Annotated in this window: 13 protein-coding genes; 9 read left to right on the top strand and 4 right to left on the bottom strand. The window is 62.0% G+C overall.

Features of this window, described 5'->3' with window-relative positions:
- Positions 1 to 496 precede the first annotated feature (496 nt).
- Both HWY05_RS24870 and HWY05_RS24865 read left to right on the top strand, forming a co-directional pair.
- On the top strand, positions 497 to 1,432 hold the full coding sequence (locus tag HWY05_RS24870) for a hypothetical protein (protein ID WP_176059947.1): 936 nt from the start codon (positions 497 to 499) through the stop codon (positions 1,430 to 1,432).
- A gap of 206 nt (positions 1,433 to 1,638) precedes the next feature.
- On the top strand, positions 1,639 to 1,887 hold the full coding sequence (locus HWY05_RS24865) for a hypothetical protein (protein WP_035552835.1): 249 nt from the start codon (positions 1,639 to 1,641) through the stop codon (positions 1,885 to 1,887).
- A 22-nt stretch (positions 1,888 to 1,909) separates the two neighbouring features.
- On the opposite strand, the gene HWY05_RS24860 is transcribed toward HWY05_RS24865, so the two are convergent.
- Positions 1,910 to 2,698: a sulfite exporter TauE/SafE family protein gene (locus tag HWY05_RS24860; RefSeq protein ID WP_176059946.1), complete on the bottom strand. Its 789-nt coding sequence runs from the start codon at positions 2,696 to 2,698 to the stop codon at positions 1,910 to 1,912.
- Positions 2,699 to 2,943: 245 nt separating this feature from the next.
- Positions 2,944 to 3,585 (bottom strand): LysE family transporter, encoded by a 642-nt coding sequence (locus tag HWY05_RS24855; RefSeq protein WP_035552828.1) that lies wholly within the window; start codon positions 3,583 to 3,585, stop codon positions 2,944 to 2,946.
- A gap of 283 nt (positions 3,586 to 3,868) precedes the next feature.
- Here HWY05_RS24855 and HWY05_RS24850 point away from each other — a divergent pair, with 283 nt between their 5' ends.
- From HWY05_RS24850 to HWY05_RS24835, 4 genes are all read left to right on the top strand, one after another.
- A complete protein-coding gene (locus HWY05_RS24850) occupies positions 3,869 to 4,762 on the top strand; it encodes a LysR substrate-binding domain-containing protein (protein WP_176059945.1) in 894 nt (297 codons plus the stop codon).
- A gap of 252 nt (positions 4,763 to 5,014) precedes the next feature.
- The gene (locus tag HWY05_RS24845) at positions 5,015 to 6,073 is read left to right on the top strand and encodes a hydroxymethylglutaryl-CoA lyase (protein ID WP_176059944.1); all 1,059 of its coding nucleotides are present in this window, start codon (positions 5,015 to 5,017) and stop codon (positions 6,071 to 6,073) included.
- The gene (locus tag HWY05_RS24840; protein WP_176059943.1) at positions 6,070 to 7,314 is read left to right on the top strand and encodes a CaiB/BaiF CoA-transferase family protein; all 1,245 of its coding nucleotides are present in this window, start codon (positions 6,070 to 6,072) and stop codon (positions 7,312 to 7,314) included. The genes HWY05_RS24845 and HWY05_RS24840 overlap by 4 nt, the downstream gene beginning before the upstream one ends.
- Positions 7,315 to 7,465: 151 nt before the next feature.
- Positions 7,466 to 8,950 (top strand): MFS transporter, encoded by a 1,485-nt coding sequence (locus HWY05_RS24835; protein ID WP_176059942.1) that lies wholly within the window; start codon positions 7,466 to 7,468, stop codon positions 8,948 to 8,950.
- Positions 8,951 to 9,031: 81 nt separating this feature from the next.
- On the opposite strand, the gene HWY05_RS24830 is transcribed toward HWY05_RS24835, so the two are convergent.
- Entirely contained in the window at positions 9,032 to 9,172 is a 141-nt protein-coding gene (locus HWY05_RS24830; RefSeq protein WP_176059941.1) for a hypothetical protein, read from the bottom strand.
- Between the two features lie 813 nt (positions 9,173 to 9,985).
- On the opposite strand from HWY05_RS24830, the gene HWY05_RS24825 reads away from it, so the two are divergent.
- On the top strand, positions 9,986 to 10,438 hold the full coding sequence (locus HWY05_RS24825; RefSeq protein ID WP_176059940.1) for a hypothetical protein: 453 nt from the start codon (positions 9,986 to 9,988) through the stop codon (positions 10,436 to 10,438).
- A gap of 629 nt (positions 10,439 to 11,067) precedes the next feature.
- Here the strand turns inward: HWY05_RS24825 and HWY05_RS24820 are convergent.
- Positions 11,068 to 12,051: a helix-turn-helix domain-containing protein gene (locus tag HWY05_RS24820; RefSeq protein WP_176059939.1), complete on the bottom strand. Its 984-nt coding sequence runs from the start codon at positions 12,049 to 12,051 to the stop codon at positions 11,068 to 11,070.
- A 261-nt stretch (positions 12,052 to 12,312) separates the two neighbouring features.
- Between HWY05_RS24820 and HWY05_RS24815 the strand changes: the two genes are divergently transcribed.
- Together HWY05_RS24815 and HWY05_RS24810 are read left to right on the top strand one after the other, a co-directional pair.
- Positions 12,313 to 13,089, top strand: a complete 777-nt coding sequence (locus HWY05_RS24815) for an SDR family oxidoreductase (protein WP_176059938.1) — start codon at positions 12,313 to 12,315, stop codon at positions 13,087 to 13,089.
- 68 nt (positions 13,090 to 13,157) lie between these two features.
- Positions 13,158 to 14,696: an amino acid permease gene (locus tag HWY05_RS24810; RefSeq protein WP_176059937.1), complete on the top strand. Its 1,539-nt coding sequence runs from the start codon at positions 13,158 to 13,160 to the stop codon at positions 14,694 to 14,696.
- Positions 14,697 to 14,783: the final 87 nt, after the last annotated feature.

The raw sequence follows: 14,783 nt of genomic DNA, 5'->3' as shown, positions 1-14,783 counted from the left end.
CCGCGCAGAAAGCGCCGGCAATCGCCGGCGCTAATGGATGGTTATCCACCCAGACCGTGGGTTGCGCTGCCTGGCGGATCCTTTTCTTTTGTCTCAGCCCATGCGTTCTTTGGAACCATGGGCTGCTTTCTTTGGGTGAGTCGAAACGCAATTGCCGGACGGAATTGGTATTTGGCGGGGAGTCGGCCGGTGCATCGCCGAAGATTATGTTCGCGAGCGCGAAATAACGCTTTTTCGGTTTCTGGGGCTTATCAATCTTTCATCTGCTTTCAAAAAATCTGTAATTTCCCTTCAACCCACGCATTCCTTTTAACAGCGGCCGATATTCGGCCTGTTTTCCGGTTTCGATGCCCGAAGCGAGTATTGCGCGATGCGGGTGTCGATTAGTAGACACCCTGATCTTCTGTCCCTACGGATCGCGGATTCCATGGCGGCAGGAATTGCCGCAAGCAAAGCGAGTTGCAAGTAATACGTACGCGAATCAAGATATAATTCTTTGAGTTTCGCCACAAAAAAGACACCTACCTACAGTATGCACCACCCTACTGCGGCAACTCGCCGCGCTTCTTATGGCCTGGTTACCCAGGCAACCGGATCAATCAGGCAGATCATTCTGATCGGCGTATTGGGAGCCCTGGCCGGCGGCGTAGTTTCTTTCTTCGTTCAGCCCAAATGGGTGGCGAGAATGACCATTCAGGTCGGGCAAATCTCCTTGCCGCAGGGTGATTCCTCGGGAGAGGGCGGCGTGAAAATCCGTCCAATCGAGAATCAGCTGACCGCCGTCGACCGCTACAACCTGCCCGCCATGCACTTGCGCGTGCTAAATGAGCTTGGCCTGCCGGCACCCGACAGCGGCTCCCGGGACGCCAAGGTCGTATTCGACACGCTGACGGCAATGCCTGCCAGAAATCCCGATCTGATCATGGTGCAAGTCTCGGCCTATTCCCGGGACGCGGCGACAGCGGCACTGGCGGCCTCCTTCAAGATATTTGCGGCCCCGCATCAGGCGATGTTCGATCCCGCCGTCAATGGCCTGAAAAGCCAACTGGCCAGCACGTCCGCCAAGCTTGCTCAGGCTGAACAGGACTACGCACACATTGCCGCAACGCTCCAGTCGTCGACGGCACAGCGCAACGCCAACGCCAGCGACCCGCGCAACGTCCTGGTGACCAATGTGGCGACGTTGATCAATCAGCAGATCCTGGGCTTGAGAGAGCAGGCGAGCGACCTGCAGCAGGCAACCAGCCCCTTGCTGACCTATCCGACGCGTATCGTCGAGGCGCCCTATACGCCGACTCGCTCGAACACTCCGGGTGCGGCTCTGCTGGCCGCTATCGGCGGTGTCCTCGGGCTGTTGATCGGCGTTGCGTTTGTAATGCGCGAGACCGTTATGCGACGCGTCGCGGCGACCCAGCAGAAACACGGTTCGTAGACGGAACGTCTCGCGTGCGGGGTATCGCCCCGGCGGATTTTTTTTCGCTTTATTTTCCGTCGCGCGGATTTGTGGTGCGGTCATGATGGGCCACGGCGGTTGCGGGCTGAGACGCGGCCGGCGCCGCGTTCCGATCTGTGTGCTGCGACACACAATTGCCGTAGGCCGGAGCGTACTGTGATGCATGCGAAACCGGAGTCGATGCCATGGAAACCACGCTATTGCGCTACACGGATCTGCCGATCGGCGATCGGGCGGCTTTCGAACTGGTTTGCGCGCGGCACGGCTTCGCGCCGGCGCATTTCGACATCAGCGCGTGCGTGAATCCGGGCGATGCCGCGCAGGAGCGTCTGGTCACGGTGCGCCGTGGCGGCTGGGCGCAGTCTTATCACGACCGGCGCGGTCAGTGGATCCGGCAATTCGAATCCGATCTGACGTGCAGGTTCTTCAAGTGAAGATCGGCTGAGGGCTTGCGCCTCAGGCCAGCACGAGCCGCACCCCGACCAGCGTCAGCGTGGCGGCGAGCAGATTGCGCAGCAGCTTGTCCGGCGCGCGCGACGACAGAAAGCTGCCGATCGCGATACCCGGCAACGATCCCACCAGCAGCGACAGCAGCATCGACCAGTCGATCGAACCCAGCAGCCAATGACCGGCGCCCGCCAGCAGCGTGAGCGGCACCGCATGCGCGATATCGGAACCGACGATCCGCGTGGTCGGCAGCAACGGATACAGCAGCAGCAACACCGTCACGCCGATCGCGCCCGCGCCCACCGACGTCAACGACACCAGCACGCCGAGCACCGCGCCGGTCAGCATCGTCAGCACGAGCGTTCGACTCTGGCGCGGCGGGCGTTGACGGCGCGCGCCGAGCGCCGCGAGTTGCGGGCGGAATACCAGCGCCACTGCGGTCACCAGCAACGCGACGCCCAGCACGATCTGAATCATGCGGCTGGCGCCCGGCGTGTCCATCCCATAGCGATGCAGCAGGATCAGCGTGAGCGTGGCCGCCGGCACGCTGCCGGCGGCGAGCCGCAGCGTGATCTGCCAGTCGACCGAGCCCTTCAGGCCGTGCACGAGCGTGCCGGTCGCCTTGGTGGCGGCCGCGTACAGCAGGTCGGTACCGACCGCGGTAGCCGGATGCACGTTGAACAGCAGGACCAGGATCGGCGTCATCAGCGAACCGCCGCCGACGCCCGTCAAGCCGACCAGAAAGCCGACGAACAGGCCGGAGACGGAGTACAGCAGATCGATGTGGGGAAGAGACATTGAGCGGACCGCTGACGGTCGGATGGGGTGAACAGGTTAGGTGACGAGGTCGGCACGCGCGGCGGCTTGAGCCGCGCGTCTGCAGTCCGGCGATGGCGCCGCTACCGACGCGCCGGCGTGCGGCGAAAGGCGCTATTGTCGCAAAACTGCCGCGTCCGCGTACGGAACGCCCTAACGCGCGCAGGGACAGCGGCTCGAAGCCGCCCCCGCGTGCTGCCACGCTGGCGTGTTATCGCCGCTTACGCTCAAAGCGCGCGGCGAATTTCGACGATGCCGAATACCGCCAACGTGATCCCCACCATCCGGTCAATCGCGACGCGCAGCTTGCTGCCGATCGCGTGGCGCGCGAGCGACACCACCGTCACGAGGAAACACCACCACGCGATCGAGCCGCAAAACACACCGCCGACCGTGGTCAGCGCAACGCCCGACGAAAACGCGCCACGCGGCGCGAGCGTGGTGAACAGCGCGGCGAACATGATCACCGTCTGCGGATTGGTCAGCGTGAGCAGAAACGAACTCGCATAGGCACGCAGCGCGCCGGCACGGCCGACTTGCGCGAGCTTGCCGTTGCCTGCGCCGTTGGTGTCGTCGGCGGGGGCTTTTTGCAGCAGCGTGCGCACACCCAGATAAAGCAGAAACAGACCGGCGAGCAAATGCAACGGACGGTCATACGCCAGCATGAACTGCGAGATACCGACGAGCCCAAGTGCCGCGATCAAACCGTAGATGGCGTCGCCGCTTGCAATGCCGAAGCCGATCGCAAGGCCCGCGCGCGGGCCGCCGGTTAGCGTGCGGCGGATGCACAGCATGCCCATCGGGCCGACCGGCGCGGCAATCGCGAGACCGACGCCGGCGGAGGTGAGGAAGAGGCTGGTGGTGGACATTAAGACCCCTGGTTGATTATTGTGGTTTGTTACGGGACGTCGTGTTTCGTTTCAGCGCTGCATGGCGGCGCACTGAAAATGAAAAGCATCCCAGCATAGCGAGACTTAAAAAACCGGGCAAGGTTGTTCGCTGATTGCTCTTCGTTTCAGGCGAGCAGGGTTATCAGGTACAACTCGCTGCAACACACGGCGTTCGACGGCCGTGGATACCCTGGGGCCAACTTTAACCGCGCTTTCCTCGGGCATAATTTTCTCACTTCACCTTCTGGGAGCGGGCCCGCTCATGTGGCAAATCGATCAGGTGACCTTGCGCCTGTTCATCGCCGTCTGCGAGGAAGGCACGATTGCGCGCGCGGCCGAACGCGAGTTCATCGCGCCGTCGGCGGTCAGCAAGCGGCTCGCCGATCTGGAGGCGCTGGTCGACGTCGCCTTGCTGTCGCGCAGCCAGCGCGGCGTGCGCGCGACCGCGGCCGGCGAAGCGCTGTTGCGGCACGCAAAGCTCATCATGCGTGGCCATGAGCGCTTGCAGGCCGAACTCAGCGAATACGCCGCTGGTGCGCGCGGGCATGTGCGGGTGCTGGCGAACGTGTCGTCGATGGTGGAGTTTTTGCCCGAGGCGCTGTCGTCGTTTCTGAAGAGCAATCCGCAAATTCGCGTCGATGTCGAGGAGCGCGTAAGCACGGAGATCGTGCGCGGTCTGGAGGAAGGCGTCGCCGATCTCGGCATCTGTCGCGACGTCGTGGCGATGGGCAATCTCGATGTTTTGCCCTACCGCGCCGATCATCTCGCGCTGATCGTGCCGCGCGCGCATCCGCTCGCGGGGGAGGCCGCTGTCGGCTTCGAGCAGACGCTGGAGTTCGATCATCTCGGGCTCGCGTCGAATGCGTCGGTGAATGCGCTGATGCAGCGTATCGCAGTGGAGAAGGGCCACGAGTTGAATTATCGAACGTACGTGTCGACGTTCGATGCGGCTTATCGTTTCATTCAGGCTGGTCTCGCGGTGGCGATCTTGCCGCGCGAAGCGCTGCCCCGTCATGCTGCGGATGAATACGGCATCGTCGCCGTGCCGTTGCGCGAGGCGTGGGCTGAGCGGCGGTTTGTGATTTGCATGCGTGATCGTCAGGCGTTGACGCTGGCGGCTTCGCATTTGCTTGAGCATTTGTTGCAGGGGCTTTAAAGCGCGGCGTGGGGTGTTGTTTCCGCGCCCGCGCCACTCTCCCTTCTCCTTCCCATTCCCCCTGAAAAGCCCTTAAGGGTTTCCCCTTTGCGACGGCTTACGCCCGTCCCGCATGCCTGCGCGGCCATCGCGAGCGGCGATGGAGTGCGTCGTCAACGCAGACTTTTACGCGCGACCGGGCGCGCGCACGCTGTCACTCAGTTGCTTCATTCCCCGCATTCAACGCGACCTTCAAGATCGGGATTCGACATCATGAGTGATATCAAGGAGCGCGTCGTCGTGACCGAAGTCGGCATGCGCGACGGTCTGCAAAGCATCGCCCGCACCATGCCCACGGAATTCAAACGTCGCTGGATCGACGCCGCGTATGCCGCCGGTGTGCGACACATGGAAGTCGCGTCGTTCGTGCCCGCGAAGCTGCTGCCGCAAATGGCCGATGCCGATGCTGTCATCGCCCACGCGCTCACCTACGACGATCTGATCGTGACCGCGCTGGTGCCGAATCTGAAGGGCGCGCAACGGGCGCTCGAAGCCGGCGTGCACCGGATCGTCGCACCGATCTCGGTGAGCGCCGCGCATAGTCTCGCGAATGTGCGCAAGACGCCCGCGGAGATGATCGACGCGTTCGCGGCAATGCGCGAGTTGATCGATAGCGCGGCGAGCGATGCAGGAGCAGGAGCAGACTTAGGCGCAGGCGTCGCGGCAACTGCCGACGGTCACGTTCGTGCCGGAACACGCGGACGCCGCGTCGAACTGATCGCCGGATTGTCGACGGTGTTCGGCTGCACGCTGCAAGGCGCGGTGCCGTACGCCGACATTGCCGCGATCGCGCGAGCCTCCGCGCAGGCCGGCGCCGATGTGATCGCGCTCGGCGACACCACGGGCGAAGCGACGCCGCGCCAGGTCGGCGAGATCATCGAACTGGTCCGCGACGCGGTGGGCGACACACTGCGCTCGCTGCATTTCCACGACACGCGCGGCCTCGGTCTCGCCAACACGCTGATCGCGTTGCAGCACGGCATTCGCGAATTCGACGCGTCGCTAGCGGGTCTCGGCGGCTGTCCGCATGCGCCGGGCGCGACCGGCAACGTCAACACCGAAGACCTCGTGTTCATGCTCGACAGCATGGGCTACGACACCGGCATCGACCTCACGCGATTGCTCGCGTCGCGCGCCGTGCTCGCCGACGCGTTGCCCGGTGAACCGCTGTACGGCTATCTGGCACGTGCCGGTTTGCCGAAGCAGTTCACCGCTGCTGGTCCTTCCTCGGGTTCCTCTTTTGACTCTACCGAATCACAGGTGCTGCAATGACTACGCATTCGTCTTCTGCTTCTTCTTCGGCTCAGGCCGCGCCGCAGCAAGCGGGCGCCTTGCCGCTCGCCGGCATTCGCGTGATCGAGTTGTCGCATATGGTGATGGGTCCGACCTGCGGGATGATTCTCGGCGACCTCGGCGCCGAAGTGATCAAGGTCGAACCGCCGCGCGGCGACGGTACGCGTCGTTTGCTCGGCACCGGCGCGGGGTTCTTTCGTACCTTCAATCGCAACAAGAAGAGTGTCGCGCTCGACCTCGATAGCGAAGCGGGATTGGCCGCGCTGCACAAGCTCGTCGATACCGCCGATGTGTTCGTCGAGAACTTCAAGCCCGGTCGCATGGCGAGTCTCGGTCTCGACTATGCGTCGCTGCGCGAGCGCAATCCGAAGCTGATTTACGTGTCGCACAAGGGCTTTCTGAACGGCCCTTACGAGCACCGCCTCGCGCTCGATGAAGTCGTGCAGATGATGGCCGGCCTCGCGTATATGACGGGTCCGGTGGGACGTCCGCTGCGTGCGGGCAGTTCGGTCAACGACATCATGGGCGGCATGTTCGGCGCAATCGGCGTGCTCGCCGCGCTGCACGAACGACATGTGAGCGGACGCGGCAAGGAAGTGCAGAGCGCGCTGTTCGAGAACTGTGTGCTGCTGTCCGCGCAGCACATGCAGCAGTACGCCGCGACCGGTGTGCCGGCTGCGCCGATGCCCGAACGTATCAGCGCATGGGCTGTGTACGACGTGTTCACGTTGGCTCATGACGAGCAGATGTTTATCGCCGCGACCGGCGACGGTCAATGGCGCGCGCTGTGCGCGATTCTCGGTCGCGCGGATCTGCTGGCCGACCTGCGCCTCACGACTAACAACGATCGCGTGCTGGCCCGTGATTGGCTGCTGAAGACGCTCGGCGAGACCTTGCGCGAATGCGATGGCGCGACGCTCGTGCCGCAGTTCGAACGCGACCATATTCCGTTCGCGTCGATCACGAAACCGGAAGAGCTGTTCGACGATCCGCATCTGAACGAGAGCGGCGGCCTCGCGCGTTTGACGCTCGACGATGGCAGCGAAACGGGCATGCCGCTGCTGCCCATTTCGCTCGATGGCGCGCGCTTGCAGCCGCGTCAGCCGATCGCGAAGATCGGCGAGCATACCGTCGATGTGCTACGCAGTTTGGGTTATGACGATGCGCAAATCGCGGCGCTGGGTGGTGGTTTGACGCAGGCGCCGCGCGAAGCGGCCTGAGGCGGCTTGAGGCGGATGCATCGCGAGATGCGTTGAATGTGGTCAATCAATTTCACCCGGCGCTAAGACCGGAACTTAGCAACACGTTGCATGGGATCGGAGCAAGAGCGAAAGCGTTAACTCTGGCCGACCGCAACCAAGGAGACAGGCGATGAAGTCGTCGAATCATGCGGTATATGCGACAGCGGTCGGCGATGCCGGCGCGTTGGGCGGTGTGCCTTCGGGCACGGATGTGTCGAGCGGCGGCCGCGCCGATGGCATTGCGCTGGACGGCGCGCGTATTTCCGCGCGGCTCGACCGTCTACCGGCGACGCTCTCGATCTGGAAGCTGGTGATGCTGCTGAGCCTCGGGCTCTTCTTCGAACTGTACGACCTGATGTTCTCCGGCTATATCGCGCCGGGACTCGTGCGCAGCGGCATTCTCACCGCGACCACGCGTGGGCTGTTCGGCACTAGCGGCGTGGCGAGTTTTATCGCCTCGTTGTTCGCGGGTCTGTTCATCGGTACGGCGGCGTGCGGATTTCTCGCCGACCGCTTTGGCCGGCGCGCGATCTTCACATGGTCGCTGCTGTGGTACACGGCGGCCAACATCGTCATGGCGTTCCAGGATACGGCGGGCGGGCTCAATCTTTGGCGCTTCATTGCAGGGATCGGCATTGGCGTGGAGATCGTGACGATCGGCACGTATATCTCCGAGCTGGTGCCGAAGCATGTCCGTGGACGGGCGTCGGCGTGTTCGCAGGCGGTGGGTTTTTGCGCGGTGCCGATCGTCGCGTTTCTGTCGTATCTGCTGGTGCCGCATCGTTATTTCGGAATCGATGGCTGGCGCCTCGTCGTGCTGACCGGTGTGGTCGGCGCGATCGTGGTGTGGTGGATCCGCCGACGTCTGCCGGAGAGCCCGCGCTGGCTCGCGCAGAAAGGCCGGATCGATGAAGCGGATGCGGTGATGACGCGTCTCGAAGCGCGTGTGGAGCGCGAATATGGCCGGCCGTTGCCAGAGCCGGCGATGCCGGAGCCGGTGCGTGCGCGGGCGGCGTTTCGTGATCTGCTGGTGCCGCCGTATCGCAAGCGCACACTGATGCTGATCATCTTCCACGTGTTTCAGACGATGGGCTATTACGGCTTTGCGAACTGGATTCCGACGTTGCTGATCAAGCAGGGGATTACGGTGACGACCAGCTTGATGTACGCGAGCATTATCGCGATTGCTGCGCCGCTTGGGCCGTTGTTGGGCTTGTTGATTGCCGACCGCTTCGAACGCAAGACAGTGATTATTTTTATGGCGGCGGTGAATGTGGTGTGCGGGTTGGCCTTTAGTCAGGCACGGGAGACGGTGTTGCTGGTGAGTTTGGGCGTGTGTCTTGTGCTGGCGGGCAATATCATTTCTTATAGTTATCACGCTTATCAGGCGGAGCTTTTTCCTACGAGTATTCGGGCGCGGGCTGTTGGGTTCGTTTATTCGTGGAGCCGGATTTCGGCGATGTTTTCTGCGTTCGTTATTGCTGGATGTTTGAGCCGGTTTGGCGTTAATGGGGTGTTTGTTTTTATCTCCGGCGCGATGGCGGTGGTGATGGTGGCGATCGGGTTGCTGGGGCCCAAGACGCGGGATGTTGCGTTGGAGGATATTTCCAGGTAGCTGGGTTTGATGGTTGTCGCTTGATGCTTGTTGCTGGTCAGGCGTGCCCGCCAGTGGTGTGGCGGGCGCTCACCTTAATCGTTAATTCTTCTTCGCAGGCGTCGATGCGCTAGGCGCTACCCGGATCGGCGTGCCGCCCGATGGCGATGTCGCCGGCTGCGGCTTCTTGTCCTGCTTAGGCTTCTTTGTTTCACGGTTGCTGCGCATTTGACCTTTTGCCATGATGGACTCCCCAGTTTGGCGGTTTATGCTCCTTCCTGGAGCTGGGAGGTAGTGTGCGCTTGTTTTGGGGGATTGGTGGGGTTTATTTGCCTGCGGCGTGCTTTTTGGTTGTTGTCTTGCGGTGTTGGCCTTTCCTTGTGATCAAGGTGGTCTATTAGCGTCGCCCCTATGCGGGGCAGCACTCACTTTCTTTGCCGCCGCAAAGAAAGTAAGCAAAGAAAGCGGGCTCACACCGCCAGCTCATAAGCGGCTCCCCCGCGCAGCCCACGGTAGTGGCTCATCTGGAATCTGGGTTCTCGCACACTCCGCGCTCGTGACAAGGCAGTCATTCTTCCGGCGGCGCTTCGCGCGTCGTCGCGGTTGTTCACACGCTGCCCCTGCTAAGCGGGTTCCTCGCGCAGCCACGGTAGTGGTACATCTGGAATCTGGGTTCGCGCGCATTCCGCGCCGTGACACAGCAGTCATTCCTCCCGCCTCGCGCTGCGCGCTCGCCGGAACGGCCGGCGTCGAAACGACGTCAGTTTTCAGACAGCGGCAAGCACGCTGTCGCAAACTCTCAAGCAATCGCAATCGCAATCGCAATCGCAATCGCAATCGCGCACAAGTAGCGCAGATTCAATCGGCATCGCTGAAACCTTTAACTCTGACAAGTCTGTTGAGAAATTTCGGAAATGAGGCCACTGCGCTCTATTTAGCCTGCGCGGGTGATCACTCGACGAGCAGTAGGCTTTAGACTCGTTTTTTCGTGAGCACCACGACAAACAGGTGTCGAAGCCTGCTAAGCGCGATCCATGTCAGCAATGGAGATCGCACATGAGTAAATCCCCCAAGAGTTCTCGAGCCGCTTCTCGGCCGTGTGTTGACGCTATTCAGTACGAGAAACTCGCGTTATCTGCTTTCCGGCTTATTGAACGGCAAATAGCGCAACTGAACACGCTGTCGACTTTGGCGATTTCGATTTACCAGAATCCGGCCATCACGCTCGACGAAAGAACACGCCAGCGGACGTTACTCGGACTCTGGGTCGAAACCGCCGAGGAATACCGTCAAGAGGTCGAGGTGGACCGTGAGTTGTACGGCATCATCGCGCTTGATTCGAAGGGTGTTCCTCAAATGCAACTTACGGCGCGCCACGCAACGGAGCTCCTGACAAAAACCGCGCAAGAGGCATCAGAAGCTAGAAGGAGTACTTCTGCAACTGGTTCGATGCCGACCAAGCGAGTTCGCTCGAAAACATCATCGCGGCGTCCGGTAGTTACGCACTGAAAGTGACTCGCGGCAATTTCGCCGCGACGGAAAAAACGCGATCATGAACCGCACTCGAAAACACAGACGGGCACGCCGTTTTGGGTGCCCGATTTGCTGAATATGGATTTTCGCCTTCAACATTAACGCGCGTGAACACGGATTCCGGATGAGCCACTACCGCAGCTGCGCGGGGGCCCCGCTTAGCAGGGGCAGCGTGTGAACAACCGCGACGGCGCGCGAAGCGCCGCCGGAAGAATGACTGCCTTGTCGCAAACGCGGAGTGCGCGAGAACACAGATTCCAGATGCACCACTACCGCCGCTGCGCGAGGACCCCGCTTAGCAGGGGCCGTGCGTGAACAACCGCGACGGCGCGCGAAGCGCCGCCGGAAGAATGACTGCCTTGTCACAAGCGCGGAGTGTGCGAGAACCCAGATTCCAGATGAGCCACTACCGTGGCTGCGCGAGGGAGCCGCTTATGAGCTGGCGGTGTGAGCCCGCTTTCTTTGCTTACTTTCTTTGCGGCGGCAAAGAAAGTGAGTGCTGCCCCGCATAGGGGCGACGCTAATAGACCACCTTGATCACAAGGAAAGGCCAACACCCTCAGAGAACACCCAAAGCGCCGCGCAGGCAAAACCACCGGCAACCGTCACACCCCCCGATCCCTCCTCCAGGTCTCCGAAGGCAACTCCCCAAACTGCCCACGATACTCATTCGAGAAGTTCCCAAAATGCCAAAACCCCCACCTTGTAGCGACTTCGGTAACAGACTGAGCCCCCCGAAGCCCACGCCGAACATGATCCAACCGAACAGCCCGAATATAAGCCGAAGGATTAACCCCAACCGTATCTTCAAACGCATACTGCAGCGTCCTGCGACTAGCCCGAAACCGGGCACAGAGTTCAGCAACAGAAAGCGGACAATCCGGCGACTCTTCGACCAGCCCGCGAACCTGCCGCACTAGCTGCCAATTCCGCGCAGTCCGCGCCTCACCCTGCAAATGCGCATGCGCATCACCAACCCGCATCGGCGGCAAAACCTCAGCAAGCCCGAAAATCACCGACTTCTCAAACGCAGCAGCCACGCCAGCATCATCAAGCAGAGTAGGCGTAGCAGCAACCGCATCAAGCAACTGCTTCAGCACCTCACGAAACCCCTGCAACCTGGCAGGATCGACATTCAGTACCCCGGGCCGGGCCCCCAACCGCACGGCAATCTCCTCAAGCTGCGCCCGCACCAAAGCGTCCTCAACCGCCTGCGGCTCAATCTCAAGATTGACCACCACATGCTTATCAGGCGACAAAAACTCAAACCCGCCATCGCCGGAAAAAACATGCAAACCATCGCGATGACTCGTCTGCCCGCATAGCAACGCATGCCCTTCCAACTGAAACGGAATCCCCACGGCGACCCGCGACCCGGCCACCTGCCCACGCTGATACACCGTGCGATTCAACCGCTCCACCAGCACCCGCACGCCGCCGGCAAAAAATGAACTCACCGACCCGTCGAACGTGCCGCGCGAAATCTGGCAATAGCTCTGGTTCCATGCATCGAGCAACATCGCCTGTTCGTCGATGTTGCGGCAACGGCGAATCTCGACTGCACTGTTGGTCCGATTGACCGGCTGCATATGCTTCTCCCGATTCGTGGGCACTCCCCGAAAGCCTCGTGCCGCCCAGTGTATGCGAAAAAAAAACCGCACCGTCAAGGCGTCCGGCGTGACCCGACGGACCTTCGCCACCAACCCGGCAAGCGTTTCAACCCGGTCGTAATGCATTCGTCAGCAACGCGAATTTTTACGGGATTTTTACTTTTTGCCAATTTTGGATAGTCGTCGTTTTTTGCCGCGCCTACTTTGTGCACAACGCAATGCACCAGGAAGGAGTCACGCATGACCCAATCGGCAGGCAGGCTGGACGGCAAGATCGCCATCGTCTCAGGCGGCGCAACGGGCGCGGGCGGCGCGGCATCGCTGCTGTTCGCACGCGAAGGCGCACAGGTCGCGGTCGTCGATATCAACACGGACGCGGGCGAAGAAGTGGTCACGCGCATTCGCGCCGCAGGCGGCACCGCCGAGCTATTCGCCGCCGACGTCTCGAAGCGCGACGCCGTGGACGCCGCGGTCGCGAACATCGTCGCGCGCTTCGGACGCATCGACGTGCTGTTCAATCACGCCGGCAGCATCGTCGTGAAACCGTTCATCGACACGACCGACGACGACTACGACTGGCTCATGAACGTCAACGTGAAGAGCATGTTCATGATGACGCGCGCCGTGCTGCCGCACATGCTCGCCGCAGGCGGCGGCTCGATTGTCTGCACGGCGTCGATCTCGTCGGTGGCGGCGACGCCGCTCGAAGTGCTGTATTGCACCACCAAAGGCGCATGCGCGATGTTCGCGCGTTCCATCGCGGTCGAGTATCGCGATCGCGGCATTCGCTGCAACGCGGTGTGTCCCGGCTTCATCGACACGCCGCACGGCCGCCGCGAAATCAGCGCGCTCGCGAAATACGGTTTCGATGCGAGCGAAGCGGCGTTGTCCGCGCAACAAGGCCGTCTCTGCGCGCCGGACGAAGTGGCGCGCGCCGCACTGTTCCTCGCCAGCGACGACGCCAGTTTCGTCAACGGCGCACACCTGTACGTCGATAACTGCTTCACGGCCGCGTGAGCTGCTAGCGCGTCGCGCGGCCCGGCCGCGCCGACGCTTCGTTTTCACCCTGTTCAAAGGATCGCGTCATGGACATCAACCCGGCCGTGCCGTCGACGGATTCCGCCGACAACGACGTCAAGCTGTTGCACAAGATGGGCTACGCGCAGGAACTGTCCCGCCGCATGGGCGCGTTCTCGAACTTCGCGGTGTCGTTCTCGCTGATCTGCATTCTGTCGGGCGGCATCACGTCGTTCCAGATGGGCTTGTCGGCGGCGGGCGGCGCTTCGATCGGACTCGGCTGGCCGCTCGGCTCGCTGTTCGCGCTGGTGGTGGCCGCGGCAATGGCGCAGATCGCGTCGTCGTATCCGACCGCGGGCGGGCTCTATCACTGGAGTTCGATTCTGGGCGGCAAGACGTGGGGCTGGCTGACCGCGTGGCTCAATCTGCTCGGCCTCGTGTTCGTGGTCGCGGCGATCAACTACGGCACCTACGATCCGTTCTTCCGCACACTGATCGCGCCGATGTTCGGCGTGAGTCCCGATTCATTGGGCTGGTGGCAGCAGACGCTGTTTCTCACTGTGATCACCGCGTCGCAAGCGTTCCTCAATCATCGCGGCATTCGCATCACCAGCAAGATCACCGACCTGTCGGGCTATCTGATCTTCGTGGTGACGATTCTGCTGGTGGGGTCGCTGCTGGTGTATTCGCCGGTGAAGATCGATCTGTCGCGGCTCTATACGTTCACCAACTTCACCGGTGTGGACGGCGGCGCGTGGCCGAAGCAGACCATGGTCGTGGCGTTTCTGTCGGGCCTGCTGCTGACCGCCTATACGATCACCGGCTTCGACGCTTCCGCGCATACCTCGGAGGAGACGCATGAAGCGGCGCGCAACGTGCCGCGCGGTATCGTCGGTTCGGTGTTCTGGTCGACGACCTTTGGCTATGTGATGGTCTGCGCATTCGTGCTGGTGATGCCGGATATCGGCGCGGCAGTGAAGCAGGGCACGGGCTTCTTCGAAGCGATTCTCGCGCCGATTCCAGGGCCGCTGCGTATCGTGATCGAACTGCTGATGTTCTTCATCAACTACGTGTGCGGTCTCGCAGCGGTGACGTCAACCTCGCGGATGATGTTCGCGTTTGCCCGCGACGGCGGTTTGCCGGCCTCGAAGTGGCTGCGTAAAGTGAACGCGACGCATCGCACGCCGGGCGCGGCGATCTGGACGTCGGCGGTGCTGGCGATCGTGGTGACGCTCTACGGCGATGCATTCACGGTGTTGAGCGCGGGCAGCGCGGTGTTCCTGTTCATCTCGTACGCGATGCCGATTGCTGCCGGCGTTCTTGCCGAAGGCCGCACGTGGACCGAGAAGGGGCCGTTCCAGTTGGGCATGCTGTCGAAGCCGTTCGCGGTGGCGGCGGTGTTCGGTGCGCTGGTGCTCGCCTATGTCGGCATGCAGCCGCCGAATCAGAAAGTGGTGTACGTGATCGTCGGTTTGCTCGCGGTGCTGCTGACGATCTGGTACGGCGCGGGCGTGCGCAAGAGTTTCGCGGGGCCGCCGATCGGCAAGCTGTCGAAAGAGCGCGAACAGGAACTGAGCGGTTTGGAAGGGCAGTTGGGAGAAAGCTGAGCGCGGGCGAAGGCGGGCTCGTGTTCGAGTCGCTGAAAATGAGCCGCCCAAAAAAAACGTCAGCCGGCCCGTGAGCCGACTGACGTT

Origin of the sequence: Paraburkholderia sp. BCC1876 (assembly GCF_902833695.1) — a bacterium.
Lineage (GTDB): Bacteria > Pseudomonadota > Gammaproteobacteria > Burkholderiales > Burkholderiaceae > Paraburkholderia.
This window is presented reverse-complemented; position numbering and strand designations above follow the sequence as displayed.

Coding starts and splice junctions, on each gene's coding strand:
- HWY05_RS24865 (WP_035552835.1), top strand. CDS start 1,639: ATGGAAACCACGCTATTGCGCTACACGGATCTGCCGATCGGCGATCGG.
- HWY05_RS24860 (WP_176059946.1), bottom strand. CDS start 2,698: ATGTCTCTTCCCCACATCGATCTGCTGTACTCCGTCTCCGGCCTGTTC.
- HWY05_RS24855 (WP_035552828.1), bottom strand. CDS start 3,585: ATGTCCACCACCAGCCTCTTCCTCACCTCCGCCGGCGTCGGTCTCGCG.
- HWY05_RS24850 (WP_176059945.1), top strand. CDS start 3,869: ATGTGGCAAATCGATCAGGTGACCTTGCGCCTGTTCATCGCCGTCTGC.
- HWY05_RS24845 (WP_176059944.1), top strand. CDS start 5,015: ATGAGTGATATCAAGGAGCGCGTCGTCGTGACCGAAGTCGGCATGCGC.
- HWY05_RS24840 (WP_176059943.1), top strand. CDS start 6,070: ATGACTACGCATTCGTCTTCTGCTTCTTCTTCGGCTCAGGCCGCGCCG.
- HWY05_RS24835 (WP_176059942.1), top strand. CDS start 7,466: ATGAAGTCGTCGAATCATGCGGTATATGCGACAGCGGTCGGCGATGCC.
- HWY05_RS24830 (WP_176059941.1), bottom strand. CDS start 9,172: ATGGCAAAAGGTCAAATGCGCAGCAACCGTGAAACAAAGAAGCCTAAG.
- HWY05_RS24825 (WP_176059940.1), top strand. CDS start 9,986: ATGAGTAAATCCCCCAAGAGTTCTCGAGCCGCTTCTCGGCCGTGTGTT.
- HWY05_RS24820 (WP_176059939.1), bottom strand. CDS start 12,051: ATGCAGCCGGTCAATCGGACCAACAGTGCAGTCGAGATTCGCCGTTGC.
- HWY05_RS24815 (WP_176059938.1), top strand. CDS start 12,313: ATGACCCAATCGGCAGGCAGGCTGGACGGCAAGATCGCCATCGTCTCA.
- HWY05_RS24810 (WP_176059937.1), top strand. CDS start 13,158: ATGGACATCAACCCGGCCGTGCCGTCGACGGATTCCGCCGACAACGAC.